The organism is Neobacillus sp. SuZ13, assembly GCF_030123365.1.
Lineage (GTDB): Bacteria > Bacillota > Bacilli > Bacillales > Cytobacillaceae > Neobacillus.
In genome coordinates, this window is record NZ_CP126107.1 from 3,085,743 (window position 1) to 3,110,357 (window position 24,615).

The window sequence follows — 24,615 nt, forward strand, 5'->3', positions numbered from 1 at the left end:
ATTTGAAAACATTCAAATAATTATTTGACCATTTAAACCTAATTACATATACTGATAATCAAATAGGCGTTTGAATAAGGAGGCATGGAACTTTTGAAGCACGATGATCTATGTGAAGTAACCTGCGTGGATGGAGAAAAAGTAAAACGGGTAAAAGAATCTGTTTCCCAACAAAATACAATGGCTGTTTCCCAAATATTTAAAGCATTATCCGATGACACTAGAATTAAGATTGCATATGCCTTAAGTGAGGAAAATGAGTTGTGCGTTTGTGATGTAGCCAATATTGTGGGTAGTACAACCGCAACTGCTTCCCATCATTTACGACTTCTTCGAAATTTAGGTTTAGCGAAATATCGCAAAGAAGGGAAATTAGTCTTCTATTCCTTAGATGATGACCATGTAAGACAGTTGATCCAAATTGCCTTTGAACATCAAAAGGAGGTGGAAAACCATGAGTGAAGCTTTGGAACAATCAAGTGAAAAGACCGTTTACCGAGTGCAGGGATTCAGCTGAGCAGGCTGTGCCACAAAGTTCGAAAAGAACGTACAACACCTGGATGGTGTTGTTAATGCAAATGTAAATTTCGGTGCCTCAAAATTAACGGTTTATGGAGAAACAACAATTGAAGAGCTAGAAAAAGCAGGAGCTTTTGAAAATATAAAAGTGATTCCTGAAAAGCAAAGATTTGAAGAAAAGAAAGAGCCTTTCCTACAAAAACATTCAATAGTAATCGCCTCATTTGTTTTCTTGCTTATTGGATGGATTTCAGCAGAAATGAATAGTGAGGAAAGTATTTCTTCGATCCTAGCCTATGGAGCTTCCATCCTAATAGGTGGTTATCGCCTTTTCACGACGGGATTAAAAAATTTATTTCGCCTAGAATTTGATATGAGAACCTTGATGACGATAGCCGTTATCGGGGCAGCGATAATCGGAGAGTGGGGAGAAGGGGCGACAGTTGTTATTCTGTTTGCCGTCAGTGAGGTTCTAGAGTCTTATTCGATGGATAAGGCGAGACAATCCATTCGATCCTTAATGGATATTGCTCCAAAAGAAGCCTTGATTCGTAGGGGAAACAAAGAGTTCACTGTAGAAGTGGACGATATCCGAATTGGAGATATTTTGATTGTAAAGCCAGGTCAAAAAATCGCCATGGATGGAACGGTGGTAAAGGGACTATCGTCTGTTAATCAAGCCGCTATTACTGGGGAATCTGTTCCAGTTTCCAAAACAATTGATGATGAAGTATTCGCTGGAACTCTTAACGAAGAGGGACTTCTAGAAGTTAAAGTTACCAAACATGTGGACGAGACAACGATCGCTAAGATTATTCATTTAGTCGAGGAAGCTCAAGCTGAAAGAGCTCCATCTCAAGCTTTTGTGGATCGGTTTGCCAAGTATTATACACCTGTTATCATGTTCATTTCGCTATTAGTGGCTGTACTCCCACCACTATTATTTGATGCAGATTGGAGTAAATGGATTTATCAGGGTCTGGCTGTATTAGTGGTTGGGTGTCCTTGTGCACTTGTTATTTCTACACCTGTATCCATTGTTACTGCAATTGGTAATGCGGCACGAAATGGAGTTCTTATCAAAGGTGGGATTCATTTAGAGGAAATGGGAGCAATTAAAGCAATTGCTTTTGATAAAACTGGAACTTTAACGGAAGGAATTCCAGTTGTAACGGATTACCTTCCACAGCCAAATATCGACTCAAATGAACTACTTACCATTATTGCTGCATTAGAAAATGGTTCTCAACATCCATTGGCTTCAGCAATCATGAAAAAAGCGGAGCAGGAAAACTTACTATTTCATGAACTTGCTATTGAAGATTTCTCTTCTATTACAGGAAAAGGAATCCAAGGCAGAGTCAACAAACAGATGTATTATGTAGGAAGTCCTATTTTGTATGATGAACTCTTAACAAATGGAATACCGGCGAATCTTAAGGTGACTATAACTGATCTCCAAAATAAAGGAAAAACTGTGATGGTGGTTGGGACTGATTCAGACATATTAGCCCTGCTCGCTGTGGCGGACGAAGTGAGAGGGAACAGCAGATCAGTTATCCAGAAACTTCACTCATTAGGTATTCAAAAAACAATCATGTTAACGGGTGATAATAAGGGGACAGCAAATGCAATTGGCCAGCAGGTAGGAGTTTCTGATATTCAGGCTGACCTATTACCTCAAGATAAACTTACCTTCATTAAAGAATTAAGAAATAAATACGACCGTGTGGCTATGGTTGGAGACGGTGTAAACGATGCACCAGCATTAGCTGCTTCGACTGTCGGAATTGCTATGGGTGGTGCTGGAACGGATACGGCACTTGAGACAGCTGATATTGCTTTAATGGCGGATGATTTAGGTAAACTCCCATTTACGGTTAAACTAAGTAGAAAAGCCTTATTTATTATTAAACAAAATATGATCTTTTCTCTAGGGATAAAACTTATTGCATTATTATTAGTTATTCCTGGGTGGTTGACTCTTTGGATTGCCATTTTTGCAGACATGGGAGCAACTCTTATCGTGACGTTAAACAGCTTGAGACTTCTTCGTGTGAAGGATAAATAAAAAGGAGAACACATTTCGTTAATGAGCGAATGTGTTCTCCTTTATTTGTCTACTATTAATCTTAATAAGAACATATAGTTTAGGATTTTTCCTTTCAATATATTTTTATAAGGTTAATCCGTATATCTAACACCTTTTAGCATCATATTGACCTTTGATTTAGTATCTTGAACAATATTTTTTCGAAATTCTTTTGCCTTTTTGAAGGCATCCATCATTCCTGATGCTAAAATTTTAATTTCTCTCGTACCAACAGGTTCTTCAAGAAGAAAAATATATTCTTTCATGCGGTTTCACCTCACTAGTTGTAATTTTAATATAATTATATATTATTTTGTAAGCGATTACCACAATTATTTGTGAACGTTTTCACTTAATTTTTAGGTTTTTTAGGTTTGCTTAAAGGGAGGAACGGGTAAATTTACTTCATACTAAACGGTTGTTATTTTCTACTTATTCAACTTCTAAAAATAAAAAAGCGTCTGCAAAAATGCAAACGCTGTAGGAGGTACTTCTTAATGTTTGGTACTAATAATATATGTACTCAGAATAAAAACCGAATGGGACAAGTGCTGATTACAAGGAAAATAGGCTGTAAATGTAGAAAAATAAATTTCTACTAATAAAATACTCCTTAACGGTTTGGACTTTCAGAGTTGTGGTATTTATAAAAAGGGATAGGAGATGGTCTTATGACTGAACTTAAACATAGCTATTATATTAACATACAATCTCACGAGATTTTTAGTGAACCTGATGGATCGGAATGGGATTTTAGGATTGAAGCAACGGATAGAGAAGTTGCTGTTCTTGAACGGATGTTTGATAAAACCGAGGAAACAGATTGGGAAAGTTATTTCCGAGCCCACATTCCATATCTTGAATACCATCATCAGCCCCAAAATAAAGAATATGATCTACGTATTCTGCTAATCTATTCCTTACTACATTATTTGGGGGATGAAAAAACTCGCGCACATATTCGCGAGATGAGAATATTAAATGAGGAATTTGTAAACGAACAGGCCATACTGGGTTACCGAGAATTTTGATTGATTAATACCTAAAAACCGCCAAAAAAGCGGTCTAAAGTGTAGTTACTCTAAATCATTTTCTATGGGATCCGTCATTTGATCTTTTATAGGAGCCCCATATTGGAGATTGATTTCTTTCGCTAACTCCTCTAAGTATTCATCAGAAAAAAAGGGATTCTTGTCTTTAAACATGTTAATCCTCCTATGCAAAAAGCAATAATATTTTCCATAACATATTTACGTTTTTAATATTTCCATTTTTATGGAATTTAATCTCTTGGAAAAAAATTCATTTACAACTACTGAACTTAGGAGTAATATAAACACAGTTTCAAATTTCTAAATCGCTGAATCCAGTAGGTACGGGGGAACCATTTTTGCGGGATATTACTTATCCCAAGGGGTGAATCCTTTTAAGGTAGGGCTACTCAAAGGTCCGAATCCGACAGCTAACCTCGTAAGCGTTATATGAGAAGGAAGGTGGAGCTTGTGACACGAGAAAAATGATGTGTCTACAGGTCTATTTACTATGACTTGTAGGCACTTTTTTATTTTTGAAAAATATTGCTTTTAGGAAATTACGTTTTTTAGGGCAATATAAAACTAATTAAAACAATTGGGTGGTGAGTATTTAATGTTTTCAGCATTAAAAAGGTTTTTAATTGGACGTCCTTTGAAATCCCATGAATTGGGAGAACAGAAACTTAACAAAACCAAAGCATTAGCAATCCTTTCATCTGATGCTCTATCTTCAGTGGCATACGGACCGGAACAAATTTTGATCGTTTTAATTACGGTAAGTTCAGCTGCATTTTGGTATTCAATTCCTATTGCAGTTGGTGTATTAATTCTTTTAACAGCCCTCATATTGTCTTATCGGCAAATCATCTTTGCTTATCCTCATGGGGGTGGAGCATATGTGGTTTCCAAAAGCAATCTAGGGGTAAATTCAGGTTTAATAGCTGGAGGTTCCCTATTGGTGGATTACATACTAACTGTTGCTGTAAGTGTGTCTGCTGGGACTGATGCTATAACATCTGCCTTCCCTACATTACATCAATATAATGTCGGAATTGCCATTGTATTTGTCATTTTTATAACCCTTTTAAATTTACGAGGAGTAACTGAGTCTGCTTCCATATTAGCCTACCCCGTTTACTTATTCGTTGTAGCATTGTTTATATTAATTGGAGTGGGTTTGTATAATATTGTAACTGGAGGGGTTTCACCTCAATTACATACACCTATCGGTACACCTGTAGCGGGAATTAGTCTATTTATACTTTTAAGAGCGTTCGCTTCAGGAAGTTCCGCCCTAACAGGGGTTGAAGCCATTTCTAATGCAATCCCTAATTTTAAAGACCCTGCACCAAAAAATGCTGCTAAAACATTAATGGCAATGGGAGCCTTGCTTGCCGTATTATTTTCAGGAATAGTATTTTTAGCTTACTATTATGGGATTTCACCAAACGCAGAAGTAACCGTTGTTTCTCAAATTGCTGAAGAAACTTTCGGGCGGAATTTCATTTATTTCTTTATTCAAGGAACTACAGCATTGATACTAATTCTCGCAGCGAACACTGGATATTCGGCTTTCCCGTTGTTGGCAGTTAATCTGGCTAAGGATAAGTTTATTCCAAGAATGTTTCTTATTAGAGGGGACAGATTAGGATATTCAAATGGGATCATCATACTTGGAGTTGCTTCTATTATTCTCATCCTTGCTTTTCAAGCTGAAACAGAGTCACTTATCCCGCTTTATGCAGTTGGAGTGTTTCTTCCATTTACTTTGTCTCAGTCAGGCATGATGGTTAAATGGCTGCGAGAGAAGCCACAAGGATGGGTTTCAAAATTCATTATCAATACAACAGGTGCCCTCATTAGTCTTGTCGTCACATTAATGTTCTTGATCACAAAATTCTCACAGGTTTGGTCAATTTTAATTTTTCTACCGATTATTGTCTACCTCTTTCATCGAATAAGAAAGCATTATGATGCCGTTGGTGACCAACTTAGGCTCACTACTTGTGAACCTCTGATGCCTATTGAAGGAAATGTACTAATCGTTCCTGTTGCTGGCATGACCAATGTAGTAGCGAATTCGATAAACTATGCTAAATCACTTTCTCAAGATCAAATTATTGCCGTATATGTCTCATTTGAAAGAGACGACGAAAAAAACTTTGAAGAAAAGTGGAAGAAGTGGCAGCCGGATGTAAGACTGGTGACGCTCCACTCGCATTATAGAAGTATCATTAATCCACTTACCAAATTTGTTGATACGATTGAACATAAAGCGAGTGAAGCGAACTATCGAGTCACCGTCATCATTCCGCAATTTATCCCAAAGAAGGGATGGCACAACATTCTTCATAATCAATCGAGTTTACTGATTCGTGCCTTCTTGCTGTTTCGGAGAAACGTGATTATCACTACTGTTCCTTACCATTTAAAGAAATAAGAATACATCGTTTTTAAAGGCAGCTCTATCTAGTGTAGTGCTGCCTTTTATTTTAGTCATGGGGGCAATCATAAAGGTCTGGTTGAAAAATTATTAGGAAAATTTACACCTAAACTTTGTAACAGCGAAATGGAGCCCAATAGGGAAAAAAAGGTATTGATCCTGGACTTATATAATATTTGGTATGTCCAATTAAATAGTAATTATGAGGGGGACTTCCCATAATTGGCAGACCCCAGTTTCCAAAAAGGGGAGGAGGAAAGCCTTGATAGATGACACCATCCAATCCAGTTATAACAACAGGCATTCAATCACTACTTTCTGCAGATTTATAGATATTTTATGTCTATAAAATATCTCAGGTGTTGTTTTTTTGAATTCCTACATAGGAATAAATATAAGGGACTTTACGGTAACTCCATTCTTTTGAATATATGAAAAAAAACCATATCAAACAAATTTCAGAGATGCTTTCATTATGAACATGATAAATAATTATGTTCAATAATTTATCCCTAAGAAAGGTTGGCACAATATTGTTCATAATCAATCGAGTTGCTACTTGCTGTTTCGGAAAAACGTGATTATCACAACTGTTCCTTACCATTTAAAGAAATAAGAATACATCGTTTTAACAGGCAGCTCTATCTAAAGTAGAGCTGCCTGTTATTTATATTTTTAACCCTGGCTTTTTTGCAATACGGCTTGTTTAGGTTTACTTTCTTGAATAACTGCTTTCTTAGGCATAAAGCATGCAACAATGATCGCCGCGAATCAAATTCATTTAATGTACAGAGGGCAATGATTCTCAGAAAATGTTTGATTTGAGGGGGGATGTTTGTTGGAATTAAATTCTATTTCAATGGAAAAGATAAGCAAAATGCGGGAAAAGGAGATTAGTTATGACCACCGATAAAGACTTAAATCCCATGAATGTGATGAAACCATTGAATAGAAATCCAAAAACAGGATATGAGACCCAGCCTCTTACGTCATTTGAAATAGGTAAGCTCTGGGCTACCTATATGGGAAACAGCATGTCCATTCAAATTTTAAGTTATTTTCTTCAACATTGTGAGGAAGAAGATATTAGGATGCTTTTAGAAAATGGCTTAGCTTTATCCAAGGATTTCATTCAGAGGACTGAAGAGTTTTTTAAAAAGGAGAATTTTCCTATCCCAATTGGGTTTACAAAAGATGATGTCAATCTTGGAGCCCCTCGTTTATACAAGGATGAATTTTATGTTCACTATATAAAATATGCTGCAAAGGCAGGAATGAGCCTATACGCCGTAGCAGTTCCATTGATCATGAGGGAGGACGTACGAGAATTCTTAATTTATTGTAATGAATGCACGACTGTCCTGTTAGGACAAATAAATACTGTTTTAATGGACAATAAATTTATTGCTAAACCTCCCACCATTCCAATACCAGATGGAATTGAAAAAATTGATAAACAAAGTTTCTTAAATGGTTTTTTGGGAGATGTCCGACCGTTACATGCATTAGAAATCATTCATCTTTGGGATAATATAGAGAATAACACGACGAGTATGGCTTTATTATTGGGCTTTCATCAAACCGTTCAAGATGACAAGATAAGGGCTTTGTTTAAAAGAGGTTTAGAGATGACCGATAAAGCTGTAAAACAGTATAAGGAAAAACTTCACGTTGAAAGTATACATTCACCTGACTACCTAGACCATTTGGTTGTTACAACATCTACCTATCCACCTTTCTCCGATAAAATCATGTTGTTTCATAAAGTGGACATGTTTGCTATGAAGGTAAGGGCATTTGGAAACTCATTGGCGGTAACGGCAAGAAGAGATATCGATATGTTGTATATAAGAACTCTTATCAACATCGGGGCATTTGTTGATGATGGTATGAATATCTTGATTCAAAAAGTTTGGTTGGAATCACCGCCAAAAGCATATGATCGGACTTTGGAGTAAAAAATACATGAAAAAACACTTACTTACGATTTGATGAAGAAAGGGAATCCTGATAAAAACTAAATCTCAATTTCATCAATATTTGAATTTAAATGAGAACACTCTTCGTTAAGCAATGAAGGTGTTCTCATTTTTTATTTACTTGTAATCTTATTTTGGGATTCTCAATGATAATTCGCGTTTTCAATCAGATGCTTGATTGTATTCAGCTGAAAAGCACCATATATTCTATTTTTGGAGGTAAGCTCATTGATAAAGAACTGGTGTAACTGTTCTTTGTTGGCCACACGCTTCACCATGCTGTTTTCCGACCAATCATGAAGCTCTTTTACATCGTAATTAAAGAATACCAAAGTGTTAATCCACGAGGGTATATCTTGACTTTGTAAATAATTGGATAGGATGACGGCAGTCTGTTGAACCTCGCATATTGGATTTTCATACGTCTTTACCGTTAATTCTCCGGACTCTGATTTACCGAAGATCAGCGTTTCCTCTTTCTCACTATCTACTATATCTGCTAAAAAAGAAAACCTCTGGCTGTTATTTCTTGTTAATCCCAGAACGATGTGACCTTTCCAGTATTTAGTTTCTATGACATAGATACCAGTTGCTAAAAGGATAATATGATCAATCTGCCGGGTATTACCGTTTCCATCTGGTATAAAAATGTTCGGCATAATAATCATTTCATCTGGTGGAATGATTTTTTTTCGTATTAAATCAGATTTGAAATTTTCTAGTATCTGGTGGGTGACGATTTCCCCTTGGTTTTTATAATTTTTCCGTATCTCTTCCTTTTCGATCACTAGCTTTTCAATTTCTCGTTGGTAAGATTCGCTCAAACCCATAATCTTCTCATCATACTTCGTTGCTGCTGTTTCAATTGCTGCCTTTTGTATTTCTTTGAGCGCTTCTAGCTCTTGGTAATGATCGTTTCTCATTTCTTTTTGTTTAGCCTTTTCCTTTTTTACGCTATATGTTAACCAAGCGACAGATGCAGTTAGTAATGTGGAAACAATTAACCAAATCATTGATTTTCTCCTTATCTATCAGAAAATATATATTTATTAATAGCCTTTTATCAGCATTTTATCTAATTGACGAACTTTATCATAAGAATTTAATAGTTTCTCAGGGACCAAGGTCCTTCCATATTCCCAAGCATTCGTTTCTATTTTTGTAAGAAGTTGTGCTTTTTCATCATCCTCGCCATACTTGATGATCCTTAAATCATGTTTGTTTTTCTTAAAATCTAAGTAATAACCGAGTTGATGATATAGGATAATTTTAACACAGTCTTCATCTGTTTCTTTAATTTTAAAGTTAATATTTGCTATGTATCCATTAATTTTTAAATAGTTAAATTTAATAGTATTTGTTGAGACGTTAAAACTCATAGGTGCGAGGAGGTTATTGCTAATCTCATAATCAATAGTTAATTTGTGCTCTTGTAAGGTATGTACAATGATTTTCTCAATATCCCGTATATAAAACATCTTTTCGAACACGACCTTTCAAAATCTTTTATTTTATATTTTTAAGAAATGCAAGTGGAAAGTAAATCCAACAATATTCCTTTAGACTTTGTTCCTATCGCATTCTTCAAAGAATTCTCCCAGCAGGGCCTTATATTTCCATAAATTGTTCTGTTCTTATTAGAGAATAGATAAAAACCATGTCTGATTTTCTTACAAGGTTGTTCAATAATTATTGAACAACTAGTATATTTAGGTTAACAAGTTAACAAATGTGTTTAAATTATAAAAATATATAGACACTTATGTATAATGTGTTATAAGATTGGTTCAAGGAATTACATATTCAACAATACTGTTTATTCGATTAAGGAGGTTTGTAGACAATGGAAATATTAATGAGAAATATGTTTCAGTCGCTTGGGAAGAATACCTCAGCTAACAAACTAGCAAAAAAATACGGCTTGCGTTTTGGAGCCGGGCGATTTGTGGCGGGGGAAACGATTCAAACAGCGATTGATTCCGTCAAGAAGTTGAATGGTGACGGGAAATTGGTCACATTAGATCACCTGGGCGAATTTGTTTACACGGAAGAAGAGGCACAGGAATCTACTGCCATGTGCATTCAAACCCTCGATGCGATTGCCGAAGCAGGGGTCAAGTCCAATCTTTCTCTTAAAATGACCTCGCTTGGTCTTGATATTAGTAAAGAGTTATGTATGAAGAATATGCGTAAAATCCTTAATCGGGCTTTACTTCATCAAAATTTTGTCAGAATTGATATGGAAGATTATGATCACTGTCAAATATCATTGGATATATATAAAGAGCTCCGTAAGGAATATGACAATGTCGGACTTGTTATTCAGGCCTACCTATTCAGAACAGAACAGGATATTGCCGACTTAAATCATCTGAACGCAAACCTGCGTCTCGTAAAAGGGGCATATAAAGAGTCTCCAACGGTTGCATTTCCGGAGAAAAAAGATGTCGATGAAAATTTTAAAAAGATTATTAAGCAGCATCTATTAAATGGGAACTATACAGCGGTAGCAACCCATGATGCAGCGATGATTGAATATACAAAAACGTTAGTAAATGAAAACAAAATAGGAAAAGACAAATTTGAGTTCCAAATGCTTTATGGCATTTGTGAGGACATTCAAGCTAGTCTTGTAAAAGAAGGGTTCAGAGTCCGAGTTTATGTGCCTTACGGGGTAGACTGGTTTGGATATTTTATGAGACGGTTAGCAGAAAGACCTGCCAATGTATGGTTTGTTCTAAAAAATCTATTAAAATAAAAATTTTATATAAAAAGGAGTCGCAATATTATGACAACCGTAACACAACTTGCACCATTTAAAAATGAGCCTTTTACTAATTTTTCTCAGGAAGAAAATAAGAAATCTATGGCTGCAGCGCTTGCGAAAGTGAAAATGGAGTTAGGGAGGAAGTACCCGCTAGTAATTGGCGAGGAAAAGCTATTTACCGAAGAGCAAACTATTTCTATTAATCCTGGAAATGTGGATGAAGTCATCGGGTCCGTTAGTAAAGGGAATAAAGAATTAGCTGAAAAAGCAATGCAGGAAGCGATGAAATCCTTTGAAACTTGGAAAAAGGTTTCTCCAGCTGAGCGCGCGGAATATCTATTCAAAGCAGCAGATTTAATGAGGCAGCGCAAACATGAGTTTTCTTCCTACCTTGTCTATGAATCAGGGAAAAACTGGGCTGAAGCGGACGCTGATACAGCAGAAGCCATCGATTTTCTAGAATTCTATGCGAGAGAAATGATTCGCCTTAGTGAGACAAGCATTCACCAGCCGCTTGTAAACATTGAAGGAGAAGACAATCAAATTTCGTATATTCCTCTTGGTGTTGGGATTGTCATCTCTCCGTTTAACTTCCCATTGGCGATCATGGCAGGAACGACTGTCGCAGCGATTGTGTCAGGGAATACGGTGATTTTGAAACCAGCCGATGCTACTCCAGTGATTGCCGCCAAATTTGTGGAATTAATGGAAGAGGTGGGTCTTCCTTCAGGCGTCCTCAACTATTTGCCAGGCGATGGAATTGATGTAGGGGAGTATTTGGTTGAGCATCCAAGCACTCGGTTTATCTCTTTTACAGGATCACGGGCTGTGGGCTGTCGTATATATGAACGGGCTTCAAAGGTTCAGCCAGGCCAATTATGGTTAAAACGTGTCATTGCTGAAATGGGCGGCAAAGACGGAGTTGTTGTTGATGAAACAGCCGACTTAGATGCAGCGGCATCAGCGATTGTCGCTTCCGCTTTTGGCTTTCAAGGACAAAAATGTTCTGCGGGCTCTCGAGCGATTATTGTTGAATCGGTATATGATGAAGTTGTTGAAAAAGTTACGGAGTTAACGAAAAATCTAACTGTTGGCCTTCCCGAAGAGAATTATGCGGTTGGACCAGTGATCGATCAAAAATCAGTGGATAAAATTATGGGCTATATCGAAATTGGTAAAACAGAAGGCCGATTGCTTACAGGCGGCTCTATAGCAGAGGGGAACGGCTTCTACATCCAACCTACCGTTATTGCGGATGTTCAACCAAAAGCGCGGATTATGCAAGAGGAAATCTTTGGCCCTGTCCTTGCCCTTGCGAAAGCAGCTAACTGGCAGGAAGCAATTGAAATCTATAATGATACCGACTATGGATTGACGGGTGCATATCATTCCCAGAATGAGGAACGAATTCACTATGCCCTAGAAAATATGCATTGCGGGAATCTTTATATTAATAAAAAGTGTACGGGTGCATTAGTTGGTGCCCATCCATTTGGCGGATTCAACATGTCCGGTACTGATTCTAAAGCTGGCGGATACGATTACCTGCTGTTGTTTACTCAAGCTAAACTGAAATCTAGAAAACTTTAATAATAGTAGAAAAGGGGAACCCTTCTCATCAAGAGGGGGGATTCCCCCAAAACCATCGTGTTTAAAATTTTATTGTAAGCGCTTCATATGATTTTGTGAGTTAAAAACAGAATGGGGGATGGGCTTTGAATATACAGATTCTTATTTCTATCGGTATTTATATGGTAGGTATGCTGATCATTGGTTATTTTGCGTACAAGCGTACGTCCAATCTTGAAGATTATATGTTAGGCGGAAGAGGGCTGGGGCCTGCTGTCACTGCACTAAGTGCAGGGGCATCTGATATGAGCGGCTGGCTGCTTATGGGCCTTCCAGGGGCGATGTTTTCTCAAGGGTTGAGTGCTTCATGGATTGCTATTGGCTTAACAATAGGGGCCTATATCAACTGGCTTTATGTAGCACCTCAGTTAAGAACTTATACAGAAAAGGCCAACAATTCGATGACCATTCCTGCGTTCCTGGAGAATCGTTTTGCTGATGGTTCGAATTTGCTGCGCTTGACCTCTGGACTCATCATCATTGTCTTTTTCACTTTCTATGTATCGTCGGGAATGGTTTCAGGCGGAGTTCTATTTGAATCAACTTTTAATATGCATTACCAGGCAGGACTTTGGATTATCGCTGCTGTCGTGATTGCCTATACGTTATTTGGCGGATTTTTGGCGGTGAGTTGGACCGATTTTGTACAAGGTTTAATCATGGTAACCGCTCTTATTTTAGTCCCAGTTGTGACCATCATGGAAGTAGGTGGGTTTGGTCCAGCATTTCAGGAAATAAAGGGGATTGATCCGAAGTTATTCGATATTTTTAAGGGTACCACCGTGTTAGGAATTGTTTCCTTGATGGCATGGGGCTTGGGGTACTTTGGGCAGCCACATATTATTGTCCGCTTTATGGCGATTTCGTCCGTGAAAGAAATTAAAAAAGCAAGACAAATTGGTATGGGCTGGATGATCTTTTCAGTTGGTGGTGCGATGTTTACCGGTTTCATCGGTTTGGCCTTTTATTCTAAACAAGGACTCACACTAGCAGATCCTGAAACCGTCTTTATTGAATTAAGTAGAATTTTATTTCATCCATTGATTACTGGATTTTTACTGGCCGCATTATTAGCAGCCGTTATGAGCACGATTTCTTCCCAGCTTCTTGTAACTGCAAGCTCGCTGACCGAGGATGTGTATAAGACGTTCTTCCGCCGCTCAGCAACAGATAAAGAACTCATGTTGATCAGCAGACTATCAGTGCTTGCCGTTTCAATTATTGCTGTAGTACTTGCGTTTGACAAGAATGGAACCATTTTATCGCTGGTCGGATATGCTTGGGCTGGCTTTGGAGCTTCGTTTGGACCTGTCATTCTTATGAGCCTTTACTGGAAACGGATGAACAGATGGGGCGCTCTTGCCGGAATGATTGGCGGTGCCGTAACGGTTATCATTTGGGCAAGTATCCCAGTCCTAAAAAATAGTTTATACGAAATTATCCCAGGTTTTATCGTAGGCTTGGCAGCCATCTGGATTGTCAGTTTGATGACTCCTGAACCGAGTGAGAAATTACAAAGAGAGTTTGACCAATATAAACACTCGGCCTAACCTTTTACCCCATTTGATAGGGCTAAGAGAATATGTTTAGTATAATGAATGCTGATACCCGAATTAACATAAGGGTTCAGCTTTTTTCATTCTTATTAGGAGAGTCCTAATATATTGCACTTAAAAGGGCTTGTTCGCTAGAATAGAGGTTCAAATTATGATAATGTTAAAGGATAATAAAAGCCTGAAAGGATTTTAGTATGTTCAAAAATGCTCAATTGATATTGGATGACTCCTTTACAATTGTTAATAAACATATACCATTACTAGAAATAAAAAAGAAACTAAACGAGTACCGCTTTGTTATAGTGTCAGATGGAACATACTTGATTATTGCTAATTATGAAAAAAGCTTGATGAACTTAGGTGACGACTCCATACCCATTATTGATTGGCTTGAACAGCTTCAATGGCTGCCATCATCTGTGGTTTTGGATGTCAATGGAGCCGATGTGGCTGTTGATTGGCGCCGACCGGTTCTTGTTAAAGACGAAAAAGGAATTGTTGGGGTTCTTTCAGCTGAAAAGCGGCTCGAAATGCTTGAAGTAGAAAACCGCCAGATTTCTGCTTATTTTCAGACATTAGCAGAGACGATTAATGAATCAGTCACAGCAGTTGATCAAGCGGGGCATGTCGTCTATTGGAATACTACAGCGGAAGAAACTTATAAGATTAAGAAAGAATTCATTCTTGGAAAAAAAATAGGGGAGCACTTTCGTGATGATTCGATTGTCCTGCACCGAATTTTAAATGAAGGACGGCCCGTAAGAGGTCAATATCATCGACCGGATAAGGATACACACGTTCTCATTAACGCATCACCGATACTGATAGAAAATAAGATCATTGGCGGAGTTGCGACCGAACAAAATATTACGAATATCATCCGACTTAATGAGGAATTGGATTCCAACTCATCCGTGCTTGTTCAAAAGTCCAATCCCTTTTCAACTATGGTAAGCGGGAGTCCTAAATTTCAGGAAGCCTTGAAGATTGCACAAAAGGTAGCCCATGCGGACATTCCGATTCATTTAACGGGGGAACCTGGGGCGGGAAAGGAAATGCTGGCACAAGCGATACATTATGGGGGCTCTAAAGCCGAAGGTCCTTTTATCACCCTAAACTGTTCTGTCATTCCTCCTGCCTTGTTGGAAATGGAACTTTTCGGTTTTCAAAAGGATACCTTTACAGCGGAACAGCAAACCTTAGAAATCGGGCGGATCGAGCAAGCTTTAGGCGGTACATTATTTATAGAAGATATTGATAAGATGCCGTTACAGGTTCAAGGAAAACTAGTAAATTATATGGTCGATCAACGGTTTTGCCGGGTAGGAGGCGTAGAGAATATCACCTCGCCAACCCGAATTATCACATCAACCTCAGAATCGATTGAAATGCTCGTGAAACAAGGCCATTTTAACGAGCAGCTTTATTTTCATTTATCCGTGATTACCATCGATATCCCGCCCTTGAGAACTAGAAAAGAGGATATCGTTGCCCATGCCCAGAATTTTGTTCAAGAATTCAACTCTAAGTATAAAAAGCCGGTACTGGAAATCTCATCTGAAACCATGAATCAGTTGGTGAACTATGACTGGCCAGGTAATATCCGTGAGCTTAGGAACACTATCGAACGGTTGGTTCTCCTAACTGATAAATCCGTAATTACCGAGGAACATTTGCCAGATAGTATTAAAAGCAAGTTAATTGTGAAACAAACTACCAGCCAAAAAGGGGAAATCGTTCAACAGAAAGATGTTCTAATAAATCCTGAAGCCCAAGAGATTGAAGAAGCATTAAGAAAAACCTATGGAAATAAAAGTGCAGCGGCCAACCTTTTAGGTATTTCACGAGGGACATTGTATAACAAGATAAAAGAATATGGATTACATTAAACGGAAAATACACCAACAATGGTGTATTTTTTCTTAAATCTAACGCTAAAGGTCATCAAGAAGAGCATAATAGGAGGAGATTTATTTGACATTCATGCCAACAAAACAACGTGATAAAGTGAGTTCGTATAAAAATCTTCGGTCGTTGTATGAGCAAAACATCACGGTGAACAGTATTTCAGAAACAATGGATACGTGTCATCTTACTGACGATGCCAAAAGTATTAAAAACATGATGCTGATGAAAGACTATGATGTTATGGGTGTGGAGGATCATGGAATTGTTATCGGTTATGTTGTCAGAAATGAATTAAAGGATGGAATTTGTCATGAGTATTATCGGAGTTTTAGTCCGACCGAGCTTGTCTCGGAATCCACACCACTTATAGATACGCTGTTTATTCTTAAAGAGAGTAACAGAATCTTTATCCTTGAAGGAAACAGAATAACCAAGGTTGTGACGTTAGCAGATCTTCAGAAACCTCCTGTTAGAATGCTACTATTTGGGCTGATTTCCTTATTAGAGATGCACCTTTATCGGATTATATATGATTTTTTCCCTGAGGAAACCTGGAAAAAACATTTAAATCCCCATCGAATACAATTAGCTGAAGAATTATTTTCACTAAGAAAATCACGGAACGAAGCCATTCAATTATGTGATTGTCTGCAGATTTGCGATAAAAGAGACATCGTCCTTAACGAGAGTCCATTACGAGAACTTTTGGGGATTGAATCAAAGAGCAAAGGGAAAACATATTTTAAACAATTAGAAGGTTTACGAAACAACTTGGCACATTCCCAGAACTTGACTACACAAAATTCTTGGGATGACCTGTTCTTAGTACTTGAACAGACTGAGAAATTATTAGGAGCTTGTGAAAAGGTATAAGGCAGAAATTGCTAGAAAAGGGTTGGTGCCTGGTTCTATAGGTACCAACTTTTTTCTTTATCGAGGCACTTGATCCGATCGGTCCGAACTAATAATATCGTGTCAGTTTTTTGGGTAAATGAATACAATTAAGAATAACAGCATTTCAATGTACAGCGAGAGGTGTGACGGCATCATGTTTTCTGTTACAGGAATGCAGGGATTCAAATTGTTTTCTACAGTCCACATTGTTACGTTAGGACTATTCTTTGCTGCATGTGGTGCTTTGGTGTATTTCAGAAATCAACAGAAGAAATACCAACAGATCATTAAATGGACTCTGTTCTTACTTTTGCCAACATGTGAGATTTCATTGCAATTATGGTTAATACTCACTAAACAATGGAATGTGAGTAACCTTCCTTTGCAACTTTGTTCCATAAGTTCGTTCTTGGCGATGTTTTTATTCATGAAAAAGAATAGCAAAGTGTTTTATTTGTTGTATTTCTTTGGCACATTACCTCCCATTTTAGCAATGGTTACACCTGAAATGCCCTACACATTTCCTCATTTCCGCTATATCGAATATTTCCTTCACCATTCTGTCATTCCGTTAGCTGCGTTTTATTTTATCCTATATGAAGGGTACAGAGTTCCGAAGAATGCAATTTTATTTAGTTTCCTAACCGTGAACCTGATCGCCGTTCCTATCTTTTTCTTAAATCTACAGCTTGGCACGAACTTTTTTTACTTATCGAGTCCCACCGATGCAAAAACAATCCTTACATTTTTCGGCTCTGGGATCATGTATTATATTTACCTTGAGGTTGCAGCATTGATTGTTTTTTTTATTACGTATCTACCAATGGGTATTTTACAAAGGATAAAACAAAATTAACATTAGGCAAAAAGGATGAAGGCACCGGACTTCATCCTTTTATTGATGCAATTTTTCTTCTAATCTAAGACTATAGTTGTATTTAAAAATTTGGTTTAAGCAGTTATTATATGAAAATGTAATTCTGCAAAAAATTTAACGTAAAAAGAGAGAAGGTATTTTAGAATGTCTTTTGATTCATTTGTCATGGCTTTTTCAATGGCGGGATTAGACTATGATTTGTTAAAAAATTTAGGAATTTCTATTGGTATTTTGGTATTATTTATCCTTTTTAGAAACCTATTTACAAAGTATGTATTTCAGTTGGTTTTAAAATTGTCTAGGAAGACACCAACAGATGTTTTTACAAAAATTTGTTTAGGATTTGAACGTCCTTTGGGATGGTTCTTTATCATTGTCGGTTTGTATTTAGCCATGGATTATTTCCCATTTATCGAACAGCATAATACGTTATTTTTAAAATTTCTCCGTTCCATGGTCATTGTATTAATTACATGGGGATTGTTTAATTTGTCCTCTCCAACTGAGGGGATCTTAATAAGTGTTAATCAAAAGATCAACAATAAGATTGATTTAATTCTATTACCATTCATTTCAAGAACGATCCGTGTCATCATCATCGCCATCAGTATTAGTATCATTGGTCAGGAATTTGATTACGATGTAAATGGACTGGTCGCTGGTCTTGGGTTAGGGGGTCTAGCCTTTGCTTTAGCTGCTAAGGAAGCGGTAGGGAACCTAATTGGCGGAATCGTCATTGTCACCGAAAAACCTTTTTCGATTGGAGATTGGATCTTAACACCCAGCGTAGAGGGGATAGTCGAAGATATTAATTTCAGAAGTACTAAAATTCGTACGTTCAGTCAAGCCTTAGTTACCGTTCCTAATGCAACACTTGCCAACGAAGCGATTACCAACTGGAGTCGAATGGGGAAGAGAAAAATATCTTTTCACTTAGGACTTAACTATCGAACCACCAAAGAACAAATTCAAAGAGTGGTTAAGCGGATTGAACATTTATTGACTACTCATGAAGAAATCCATCCTGATACGATCATGGTCGCATTTGATCATTATAATGAGAGTAGTCTCGATATTCTTATCTATTTCTTCACGAATTCTACTGTCTGGGCAGAGCACGTTAGAATTAAACATGAAATCAATTTAGCAATTATGGCGATATTAGAGGAAGAGGGAGTAGAAGTTGCTTTTCCAAGCCGAACCATATACGTAACTCCGCAATCAAGTGAAGAATTATTTCAACCAATGGGTTCTTACGATTGAAAATCGATTTATTGTAACATAGAAAAAGAAAGACCAACAATTGACGGTCTTTCTTTTTCTATGTTAAGAGTGATAATGATATATTTCATAAATTTGCAATACCAAAGGATGAATAAATGCTTATTTTTGATTATTAGTATATTTTCGTATAAACTTTTCCATTAGGGCAAAGAGTTCTACCAGATCACTTTGAGCATCTTCCTTAGCTGATTTTTGTGAAGTTTCCATAGTTGATAAAGGAATGGATGGATTACTTTCGGACTCTTCACCAGCAGTTTCTTGATGAGCTTCCATTATGGATAATGGAATTTCCAGATCACTTTCAGCCTCTTCACCAGTAGTTTCTTGCAAAGTTTCCATCGCGGATAAAGAAAAAATTTTTAAATCAATTTCATCCTCTACAGAAGGTATTACTTGCGAAGTTTCCATAGTGGATAAAGGAATTGATAGATCAATATCATCCTCTACAAAAGGTATTACTTGCGAAGTTTCATTTGTGAATTTAAGGTTTAATAGATTAATTTCATCCTCTTCAAAAGGTGTTACATGCGAAGTTACATCTGTGAATTTAGGGATGGATAGATTACTATCATCCTCTTCAACAGATGTTACATGCGAAGTTACATCTGTGAATTTAGGGATGGATAGATTACTATCATCCTCTTCTACAGTTGTTACTTGCGATGTTTCATCTGTGAATTTAGGGATGGATAGATTACTATCATCCTCTTCAACAGATGTTTCAAGTGAAATCCCCCTTATGATTAATGGGTATGCTGTATTCATTTCATCATCATTTTCGGTTGATTGTTTTGAAGTTCTCTTATTGGTACTATTCTTATTTTTACTGCTACTCTTACTGCTATTCTTACTGCTATTCCTATTGCTATTCTTACTGCTATTCTTATTGCTATTCTTACTGCTATTCTTATTGCTATTCTTACTGCTACTCTTACTGCTACTCTTACTGCTATTTTTATTAGTTTGACTGTTATTATTTGATTTTTCGTCTTTATCTTGTGATTGTTGGTAATCAGAGTTTTCTTCATTGGCCTTTTCAATTTTTAAACCATAACTAATACTTTTAATGTGAAACATGGAAAGGTGAATGATTTCCTGACCATTGATCAAAAAAAACGAATCATTATTTGCCATTGTTAGTATTCCCTCTATGGACTCAGGGCCGCCACGGTTAATTTTAATCCATTTGTATTTCATTGAGCCAAGCAATTCTTGGATATTAGCACCTTTTATAAATGTAAAATTTTCAGGTACCTCAATGTCGAATTGCATACTCTCTTTTATGTTATCTGTAAAACTTTTAATATGATTCGTATTGTAGTAAACAAGTCCATCATCTTCCGTGAGAATGGCGATATGATCGTCGCCCGCATCCATTAACATCCCAATTTTGGATTCTGGTCCTCCTCTATCAATCTTAATTACTTTACCAATGAAATTTTTCATGATGTCTCTATCCATAAAAATTCTCCCCTTACATTCCATAATGATATTTATACTGCATGTATATGTATCACGGGAAGACGTTGTCCTAATAAAAAAGCCTGTTTATATTATTCAACAGAAAAATAGGCAAGCCTTAATTAATTTCCCTTAAGCCCTTGTCAACAATGTCACTTGCACAACTAGTTAATTGCGATTTTTTTTAATTTCTAAACCAGCTAGTAGTATAATATTGAAGTTATGATGAAGTTTTAGATTACATACAGAAGAAAGGAACATTAGATGAACACATCGTTAGAAATGCTTATCGATTTATTCGAACGTGCGGCATTACTCTTGATTTGCCTATTTTTTATGATCCGGATCCCGAGATTTAAGGAATCTCTTCAAAAAGATCAGCATTCTCCCACAGAGCGTGTTGTCATTACACTTGTGTTTTGCTTATTTGCCATTTTCGGAACGTATTCAGGGATCAATGTGGAAGGATCACTTGTGAATGTCAGGATTATTGCTGTCGTTTCGGGTGGAATATTATTCGGGCCCTGGGTAGGAATTATTACCGGTATTGTATCAGGAGTCCATCGATATTTAATTGATATTGGTGGGATCACATCCATCCCATGCCTCATTACGAGCATTTTTGCAGGGATTGTTTCGGGGTATATTAATCGAAGAGTGAAGCGGTCTTTGCGCTGGATCTATGGAATAGCAGCCGGAATGTTATCGGAAATTTTGACCATGGTGTTAATTCTTGTGATGGCAAATCCGTTTGAACTAGGTTTGGACATTGTATCAAAAATCGCTTTCCCGATGATTATTGGAGAGGTTAATATTGGTTTAATTGTGTTGCTTGTGATGAGCGTCGAAGGTGAAAAGGAAAAGATTGCAGCAAAACAGGCGAAGTTAGCCCTGGATATCGCGAACAAGACTCTCCCTTACTTTCGGTCTATTAATTCGGATTCCTTGATGGAGATTTGTCGTATTATAAAAGACGATATCAAGGCAGATGCTGTAGCGATTACAGATACCCATAATGTGCTTGCTTATGTGGGTTTTGGAGAAGAACGATATGTCATTGGGCAGGAAATCATTAGTGATTTGACCAAAGAGGCCATTAACAGCGGGAAATTTATTATTCGGAACCAGGTTCAGGATCACCATACACCACAAATTCACTCCCTGCTCATTGTTCCTTTTGAGGAGCATGGAGAGGTCACAGGAACACTTAAAATCTATTACCGGAAAGCCTATAAAATGACCTATTCACTGCAGACAATGGCGATCGGGTTATCGCAAATCATCTCGACACTAATGGAGGTTTCCCGAATTTCACAGATTAGGGAAGCAGCGAACAAGGCGGAATGGAAGGCACTGCAAACGAAAATTAATCCACATTTTTTATTTAATGCTTTAAATGCGATTGCCTCTACCACACGCAAAAATCCGGACAGGGCGCGTGAGCTGATTATCAATCTTTCTGGCTATATGCGTTACAATTTAGAAGTTAGTGATGAATTGATTGATATTCATAAAGAATTGGCGCAAGTCCGTGATTATGTGGAAATTGAGAAGGCGCGTTTTGGCAGTCGATTAAAGGTGGAATACGATATAGACGAAGTATATATCACCATCCCGAGTCTGCTCATTCAGCCTTTAGTCGAAAATGCAATTATCCATGGAATCTTAAAGATAAAAGGACCCGGAGTGGTGTCCATTTCGGTCAAAAATTTGGAAAACAAAGTAAGAATTAGTGTCAAGGATACCGGGGCCGGAATTAGCGAAGATGTCATTCATCAGTTGCTGAATGATAATGTACCAGCCAACAAAATCGGCTTGTATAATGTTCACCAGCGTGTGAAACTCATTTATGGACATGGACTGGTCATTCACCGTCTGTCACCTGGAACAGAAGTCTTTTTTGATATCGTAAAGGAGAACCTATGAGAGCAATTATTGTAGAGGATGAAATACCTGCTCGTGAAGAACTGGAGTATTTAGTTGAAGCTTACAGTGAAATTGACGTGACCCATTTCTTTGATGATGGCTTAGATGTTTTAAAATTTTTGCAGGAGCATGATACAGATGTAATCTTTCTAGATATTAATATTCCGTCCCTTAATGGCATGTTGTTAGCGAGTACCATAAGTAAGTTTTCCAAAAGACCATATATTGTCTTTACCACAGCTTACAAAGAGCATGCAGCACAAGCCTTTGAACTAGAAGCTTTTGACTATATTTTAAAGCCCTACGACGAAAAGCGGATTGCCGCGATGTTAAGCAGGCTGGAATCTGCTTTTAAACGAGATCACGCCGAAACAACGCTCCTGGATAGAAAACTTGAATCACATCTGAAACCCCAAGTACAGCAAAGGGAAATCCCTTCGCAGGCGTCTAATCGAATCAATTTGAAAAAGAACGATAAAATTATCGTCACAGATGCAAATGATATCTATTACGCAATCGCAAGCGAAAAAGTTACTTTGGTTTATACGCAAGGGGAGGAGTACACCATGCCAATGAGCATCACGGAATTTGACGCACTTTTACCAGAGAACCTTTTCTTTCGATGTCACCGTTCTTATACGGTTAACTTGACCAAAATCCGTGAAATTGTTCCATGGTTTAATCAAACCTACATTTTGCGTTTGAAAGATCGTACGGAAGAAATTCCTGTAAGTAGAAGTAAGGTGAAAGCGTTTCGACAAATTATGCATTTATAACCGCCATTCATTCCGAATAATAGGCATCTCATTCTGAAACCGATTTCTATCTATTTTTCGATGCTATGATGATGATGTAAACAAAATCAATTAAAGGTTTTTATGTTGAACATGATCATTTTTACATGGAAAAGAGGAGATCGCAATGAAATCAAAAACAGATCGTCGATGGCTGATCGTGTTAGGAACGATTATTGTACAGATGGGCTTAGGTACCATTTATACGTGGAGTCTTTTTAACCAGCCGTTAGTAGAACTCTTTGATTGGAAGTTAAATTCGGTTGCTATTACATTTTCAATTACCAGCTTCGCCTTGGCATTTTCTACGTTGTTTGCTGGGAAGCTGCAGGATAAATGGGGACTTCGCCGTTTAATAGGTGTTGCAGGCCTTGTCCTGGGAGCAGGGTTAATCCTTAGTTCCCAGGTATCATCTTTGTGGATGCTTTATATTTTAGTGGGTGTTGTCGTTGGTGCAGCAGACGGTACTGCATATATTACGTCATTATCTAATTTAATAAAGTGGTTCCCTGAGAGAAAAGGACTTATTTCTGGAATTTCTGTTGGCGCATATGGGACAGGAAGTTTGTTATTCAAATTCATTAACGGTTCACTGATCCAAACAGTGGGAGTGACACAAGCCTTTTTTTACTGGGGTGTAATTGTCCTGATTATGGTTGTGGGTGGTTCATTCCTTGTACGGGAAGCAAAAATGGGTCATGCGGCGCAAACCCTTAGTGCCAGCGCCCAAAAAGATTTTACTGTTAAAGAAATGCTTAAAACCAAGCAAGCCTATCTATTATTTATCATTTTCTTCACCGCGTGCATGAGTGGCTTATTCTTAATTGGAATTGTGAAGGATATTGGAGTGAGAATGGCTGGACTTGATGTTGAAGCGGCTAGTAATGCAGTTGCATTAGTTGCCATCTTTAATACAAGCGGCCGCATCATTCTGGGGGCCTTATCAGATAAAGTCGGTCGTTTAAGAGTGGTATCATTTGCACTCCTTGTTACTGCAGCAGCGGTGACGGTATTAAGTTTTGTCCAACTTAATTATGCATTGTTCTTTGCCTGTGTGGCAGGGATTGCCTTCTGTTTTGGCGGTAATATTACGATCTTTCCTGCCATTGTCGCTGATTTCTTTGGTTTGAAAAATCAAAGCAAAAACTACGGCATCATTTATCAAGGTTTCGGAATTGGAGCCATTTCTGGATCATTTATTGCTTCTGCCTTGGGTGGTTTCATTCCTACCTTTAAGCTTATTGCCGTTCTGAGCGTTGTATCATTACTCATCGCCATGACCATTAAGGCACCGAATGTTGGAAATCCAAAAACGAAGGAAAAAAGGAATCATGGGAAGGTTCACAATCTTTCACCGGAGACACGAGCAAGTTAATAGTGTGATTTCTAAAAAAGGCAGCGGACCCTATTGGGCCCGCTGCCTGTCGTGATAGACCTGTCACTTGACCAGTT

General features: G+C 37.6%; 20 protein-coding genes and 1 riboswitch. Of the genes, 15 read left to right on the plus strand and 5 right to left on the minus strand.

Translation table 11 applies throughout. The features are described 5' to 3' along the window. The first annotated feature begins 93 nt into the window (after nt 1–93). Together QNH17_RS15175 and QNH17_RS15180 are read left to right on the plus strand one after the other, a co-directional pair. On the plus strand, nt 94–462 hold the full coding sequence (locus QNH17_RS15175) for an ArsR/SmtB family transcription factor (protein ID WP_283873246.1): 369 nt from the start codon (nt 94–96) through the stop codon (nt 460–462). Further along, complete coding sequence (locus QNH17_RS15180) at nt 455–2,590, plus strand: heavy metal translocating P-type ATPase (RefSeq protein ID WP_283873248.1); 2,136 nt, start codon at nt 455–457, stop codon at nt 2,588–2,590. The genes QNH17_RS15175 and QNH17_RS15180 overlap by 8 nt, the downstream gene beginning before the upstream one ends. Before the next feature lie 113 nt (nt 2,591–2,703). On the opposite strand, the gene QNH17_RS15185 is transcribed toward QNH17_RS15180, so the two are convergent. Then, nucleotides 2,704–2,877, minus strand: a complete 174-nt coding sequence (locus QNH17_RS15185) for a hypothetical protein (protein WP_155928807.1) — start codon at nt 2,875–2,877, stop codon at nt 2,704–2,706. 405 nt (nt 2,878–3,282) lie between these two features. Here QNH17_RS15185 and QNH17_RS15190 point away from each other — a divergent pair, with 405 nt between their 5' ends. Then, a complete protein-coding gene (locus tag QNH17_RS15190) occupies nt 3,283–3,642 on the plus strand; it encodes a hydrolase (protein WP_283873254.1) in 360 nt (119 codons plus the stop codon). Between the two features lie 45 nt (nt 3,643–3,687). Here the strand turns inward: QNH17_RS15190 and QNH17_RS15195 are convergent, their stop codons facing one another. Next, nucleotides 3,688–3,816, minus strand: a complete 129-nt coding sequence (locus QNH17_RS15195; protein WP_283873255.1) for a bacitracin ABC transporter ATP-binding protein — start codon at nt 3,814–3,816, stop codon at nt 3,688–3,690. Nucleotides 3,817–3,959: 143 nt separating this feature from the next. Then, nucleotides 3,960–4,104: riboswitch (cyclic di-AMP (ydaO/yuaA leader) on the plus strand. Nucleotides 4,105–4,258: 154 nt separating this feature from the next. Here QNH17_RS15195 and QNH17_RS15200 point away from each other — a divergent pair. Together QNH17_RS15200 and QNH17_RS15205 are read left to right on the plus strand one after the other, a co-directional pair. Further along, entirely contained in the window at nt 4,259–6,085 is a 1,827-nt protein-coding gene (locus tag QNH17_RS15200; protein ID WP_283873257.1) for an APC family permease, read from the plus strand. 902 nt (nt 6,086–6,987) lie between these two features. Continuing rightward, nucleotides 6,988–8,046, plus strand: a complete 1,059-nt coding sequence (locus QNH17_RS15205; RefSeq protein ID WP_283873258.1) for a DUF3231 family protein — start codon at nt 6,988–6,990, stop codon at nt 8,044–8,046. A 164-nt stretch (nt 8,047–8,210) separates the two neighbouring features. Here QNH17_RS15205 and QNH17_RS15210 read toward each other — a convergent pair whose 3' ends face one another. Both QNH17_RS15210 and QNH17_RS15215 read right to left on the minus strand, forming a co-directional pair. Then, nucleotides 8,211–9,080 (minus strand): nuclease-related domain-containing protein, encoded by an 870-nt coding sequence (locus QNH17_RS15210; RefSeq protein WP_283873260.1) that lies wholly within the window; start codon nt 9,078–9,080, stop codon nt 8,211–8,213. Between the two features lie 36 nt (nt 9,081–9,116). Continuing rightward, nucleotides 9,117–9,557, minus strand: coding sequence for a hypothetical protein (locus QNH17_RS15215; RefSeq protein ID WP_349632543.1), 441 nt, complete (start codon nt 9,555–9,557; stop codon nt 9,117–9,119). Between the two features lie 353 nt (nt 9,558–9,910). Here QNH17_RS15215 and QNH17_RS15220 point away from each other — a divergent pair, with 353 nt between their 5' ends. The 7 genes from QNH17_RS15220 to QNH17_RS15250 all read left to right on the plus strand — a co-directional run bounded on the left by QNH17_RS15220 (nt 9,911) and on the right by QNH17_RS15250 (nt 18,961). Further along, a complete protein-coding gene (locus tag QNH17_RS15220; protein WP_283873262.1) occupies nt 9,911–10,825 on the plus strand; it encodes a proline dehydrogenase in 915 nt (304 codons plus the stop codon). Nucleotides 10,826–10,855: 30 nt separating this feature from the next. After that, on the plus strand, nt 10,856–12,424 hold the full coding sequence (gene pruA, locus QNH17_RS15225) for an L-glutamate gamma-semialdehyde dehydrogenase (RefSeq protein ID WP_283873264.1): 1,569 nt from the start codon (nt 10,856–10,858) through the stop codon (nt 12,422–12,424). Between the two features lie 125 nt (nt 12,425–12,549). Beyond that, nucleotides 12,550–14,013: a sodium/proline symporter PutP gene (putP, locus tag QNH17_RS15230; RefSeq protein WP_283873265.1), complete on the plus strand. Its 1,464-nt coding sequence runs from the start codon at nt 12,550–12,552 to the stop codon at nt 14,011–14,013. Nucleotides 14,014–14,213: 200 nt separating this feature from the next. Then, nucleotides 14,214–15,908: a sigma-54 interaction domain-containing protein gene (locus QNH17_RS15235; protein ID WP_283873266.1), complete on the plus strand. Its 1,695-nt coding sequence runs from the start codon at nt 14,214–14,216 to the stop codon at nt 15,906–15,908. Nucleotides 15,909–15,993: 85 nt separating this feature from the next. Then, nucleotides 15,994–16,800 carry a hypothetical protein gene (locus QNH17_RS15240; protein WP_283873268.1) on the plus strand — a complete coding sequence of 269 codons (807 nt, stop codon included), beginning with the start codon at nt 15,994–15,996 and terminating at the stop codon, nt 16,798–16,800. A 175-nt stretch (nt 16,801–16,975) separates the two neighbouring features. After that, on the plus strand, nt 16,976–17,677 hold the full coding sequence (locus QNH17_RS15245) for a YwaF family protein (RefSeq protein ID WP_283873270.1): 702 nt from the start codon (nt 16,976–16,978) through the stop codon (nt 17,675–17,677). Between the two features lie 165 nt (nt 17,678–17,842). Further along, complete coding sequence (locus tag QNH17_RS15250; RefSeq protein WP_283873272.1) at nt 17,843–18,961, plus strand: mechanosensitive ion channel family protein; 1,119 nt, start codon at nt 17,843–17,845, stop codon at nt 18,959–18,961. Between the two features lie 120 nt (nt 18,962–19,081). On the opposite strand, the gene QNH17_RS15255 is transcribed toward QNH17_RS15250, so the two are convergent. Then, on the minus strand, nt 19,082–20,443 hold the full coding sequence (locus tag QNH17_RS15255; RefSeq protein ID WP_283873274.1) for a hypothetical protein: 1,362 nt from the start codon (nt 20,441–20,443) through the stop codon (nt 19,082–19,084). A gap of 264 nt (nt 20,444–20,707) precedes the next feature. On the opposite strand from QNH17_RS15255, the gene QNH17_RS15260 reads away from it, so the two are divergent. From QNH17_RS15260 to QNH17_RS15270, 3 genes are all read left to right on the plus strand, one after another. After that, nucleotides 20,708–22,369: a sensor histidine kinase gene (locus QNH17_RS15260; RefSeq protein ID WP_283873275.1), complete on the plus strand. Its 1,662-nt coding sequence runs from the start codon at nt 20,708–20,710 to the stop codon at nt 22,367–22,369. Continuing rightward, nucleotides 22,366–23,145, plus strand: a complete 780-nt coding sequence (locus QNH17_RS15265; protein ID WP_283873277.1) for a LytR/AlgR family response regulator transcription factor — start codon at nt 22,366–22,368, stop codon at nt 23,143–23,145. Before QNH17_RS15260 ends, QNH17_RS15265 begins: the two co-directional genes overlap by 4 nt. A gap of 145 nt (nt 23,146–23,290) precedes the next feature. Further along, nucleotides 23,291–24,538 carry an L-lactate MFS transporter gene (locus QNH17_RS15270; RefSeq protein WP_283873278.1) on the plus strand — a complete coding sequence of 416 codons (1,248 nt, stop codon included), beginning with the start codon at nt 23,291–23,293 and terminating at the stop codon, nt 24,536–24,538. The last annotated feature ends 77 nt before the right edge of the window (nt 24,539–24,615 follow it).

Excerpts from the sequence above, each read along its gene's own strand:
- QNH17_RS15250 (WP_283873272.1), top strand. The coding sequence starts at position 17,843 with ATGTCTTTTGATTCATTTGTCATGGCTTTTTCAATGGCGGGATTAGAC.
- QNH17_RS15205 (WP_283873258.1), top strand. The coding sequence starts at position 6,988 with ATGACCACCGATAAAGACTTAAATCCCATGAATGTGATGAAACCATTG.
- QNH17_RS15190 (WP_283873254.1), top strand. The coding sequence starts at position 3,283 with ATGACTGAACTTAAACATAGCTATTATATTAACATACAATCTCACGAG.
- pruA (WP_283873264.1), top strand. The coding sequence starts at position 10,856 with ATGACAACCGTAACACAACTTGCACCATTTAAAAATGAGCCTTTTACT.
- QNH17_RS15235 (WP_283873266.1), top strand. The coding sequence starts at position 14,214 with ATGTTCAAAAATGCTCAATTGATATTGGATGACTCCTTTACAATTGTT.
- QNH17_RS15260 (WP_283873275.1), top strand. The coding sequence starts at position 20,708 with ATGAACACATCGTTAGAAATGCTTATCGATTTATTCGAACGTGCGGCA.
- QNH17_RS15185 (WP_155928807.1), bottom strand. The coding sequence starts at position 2,877 with ATGAAAGAATATATTTTTCTTCTTGAAGAACCTGTTGGTACGAGAGAA.
- QNH17_RS15210 (WP_283873260.1), bottom strand. The coding sequence starts at position 9,080 with ATGATTTGGTTAATTGTTTCCACATTACTAACTGCATCTGTCGCTTGG.
- QNH17_RS15195 (WP_283873255.1), bottom strand. The coding sequence starts at position 3,816 with ATGTTTAAAGACAAGAATCCCTTTTTTTCTGATGAATACTTAGAGGAG.
- QNH17_RS15265 (WP_283873277.1), top strand. The coding sequence starts at position 22,366 with ATGAGAGCAATTATTGTAGAGGATGAAATACCTGCTCGTGAAGAACTG.
- QNH17_RS15200 (WP_283873257.1), top strand. The coding sequence starts at position 4,259 with ATGTTTTCAGCATTAAAAAGGTTTTTAATTGGACGTCCTTTGAAATCC.
- QNH17_RS15220 (WP_283873262.1), top strand. The coding sequence starts at position 9,911 with ATGGAAATATTAATGAGAAATATGTTTCAGTCGCTTGGGAAGAATACC.
- QNH17_RS15245 (WP_283873270.1), top strand. The coding sequence starts at position 16,976 with ATGTTTTCTGTTACAGGAATGCAGGGATTCAAATTGTTTTCTACAGTC.
- QNH17_RS15270 (WP_283873278.1), top strand. The coding sequence starts at position 23,291 with ATGAAATCAAAAACAGATCGTCGATGGCTGATCGTGTTAGGAACGATT.
- QNH17_RS15255 (WP_283873274.1), bottom strand. The coding sequence starts at position 20,443 with ATGGATAGAGACATCATGAAAAATTTCATTGGTAAAGTAATTAAGATT.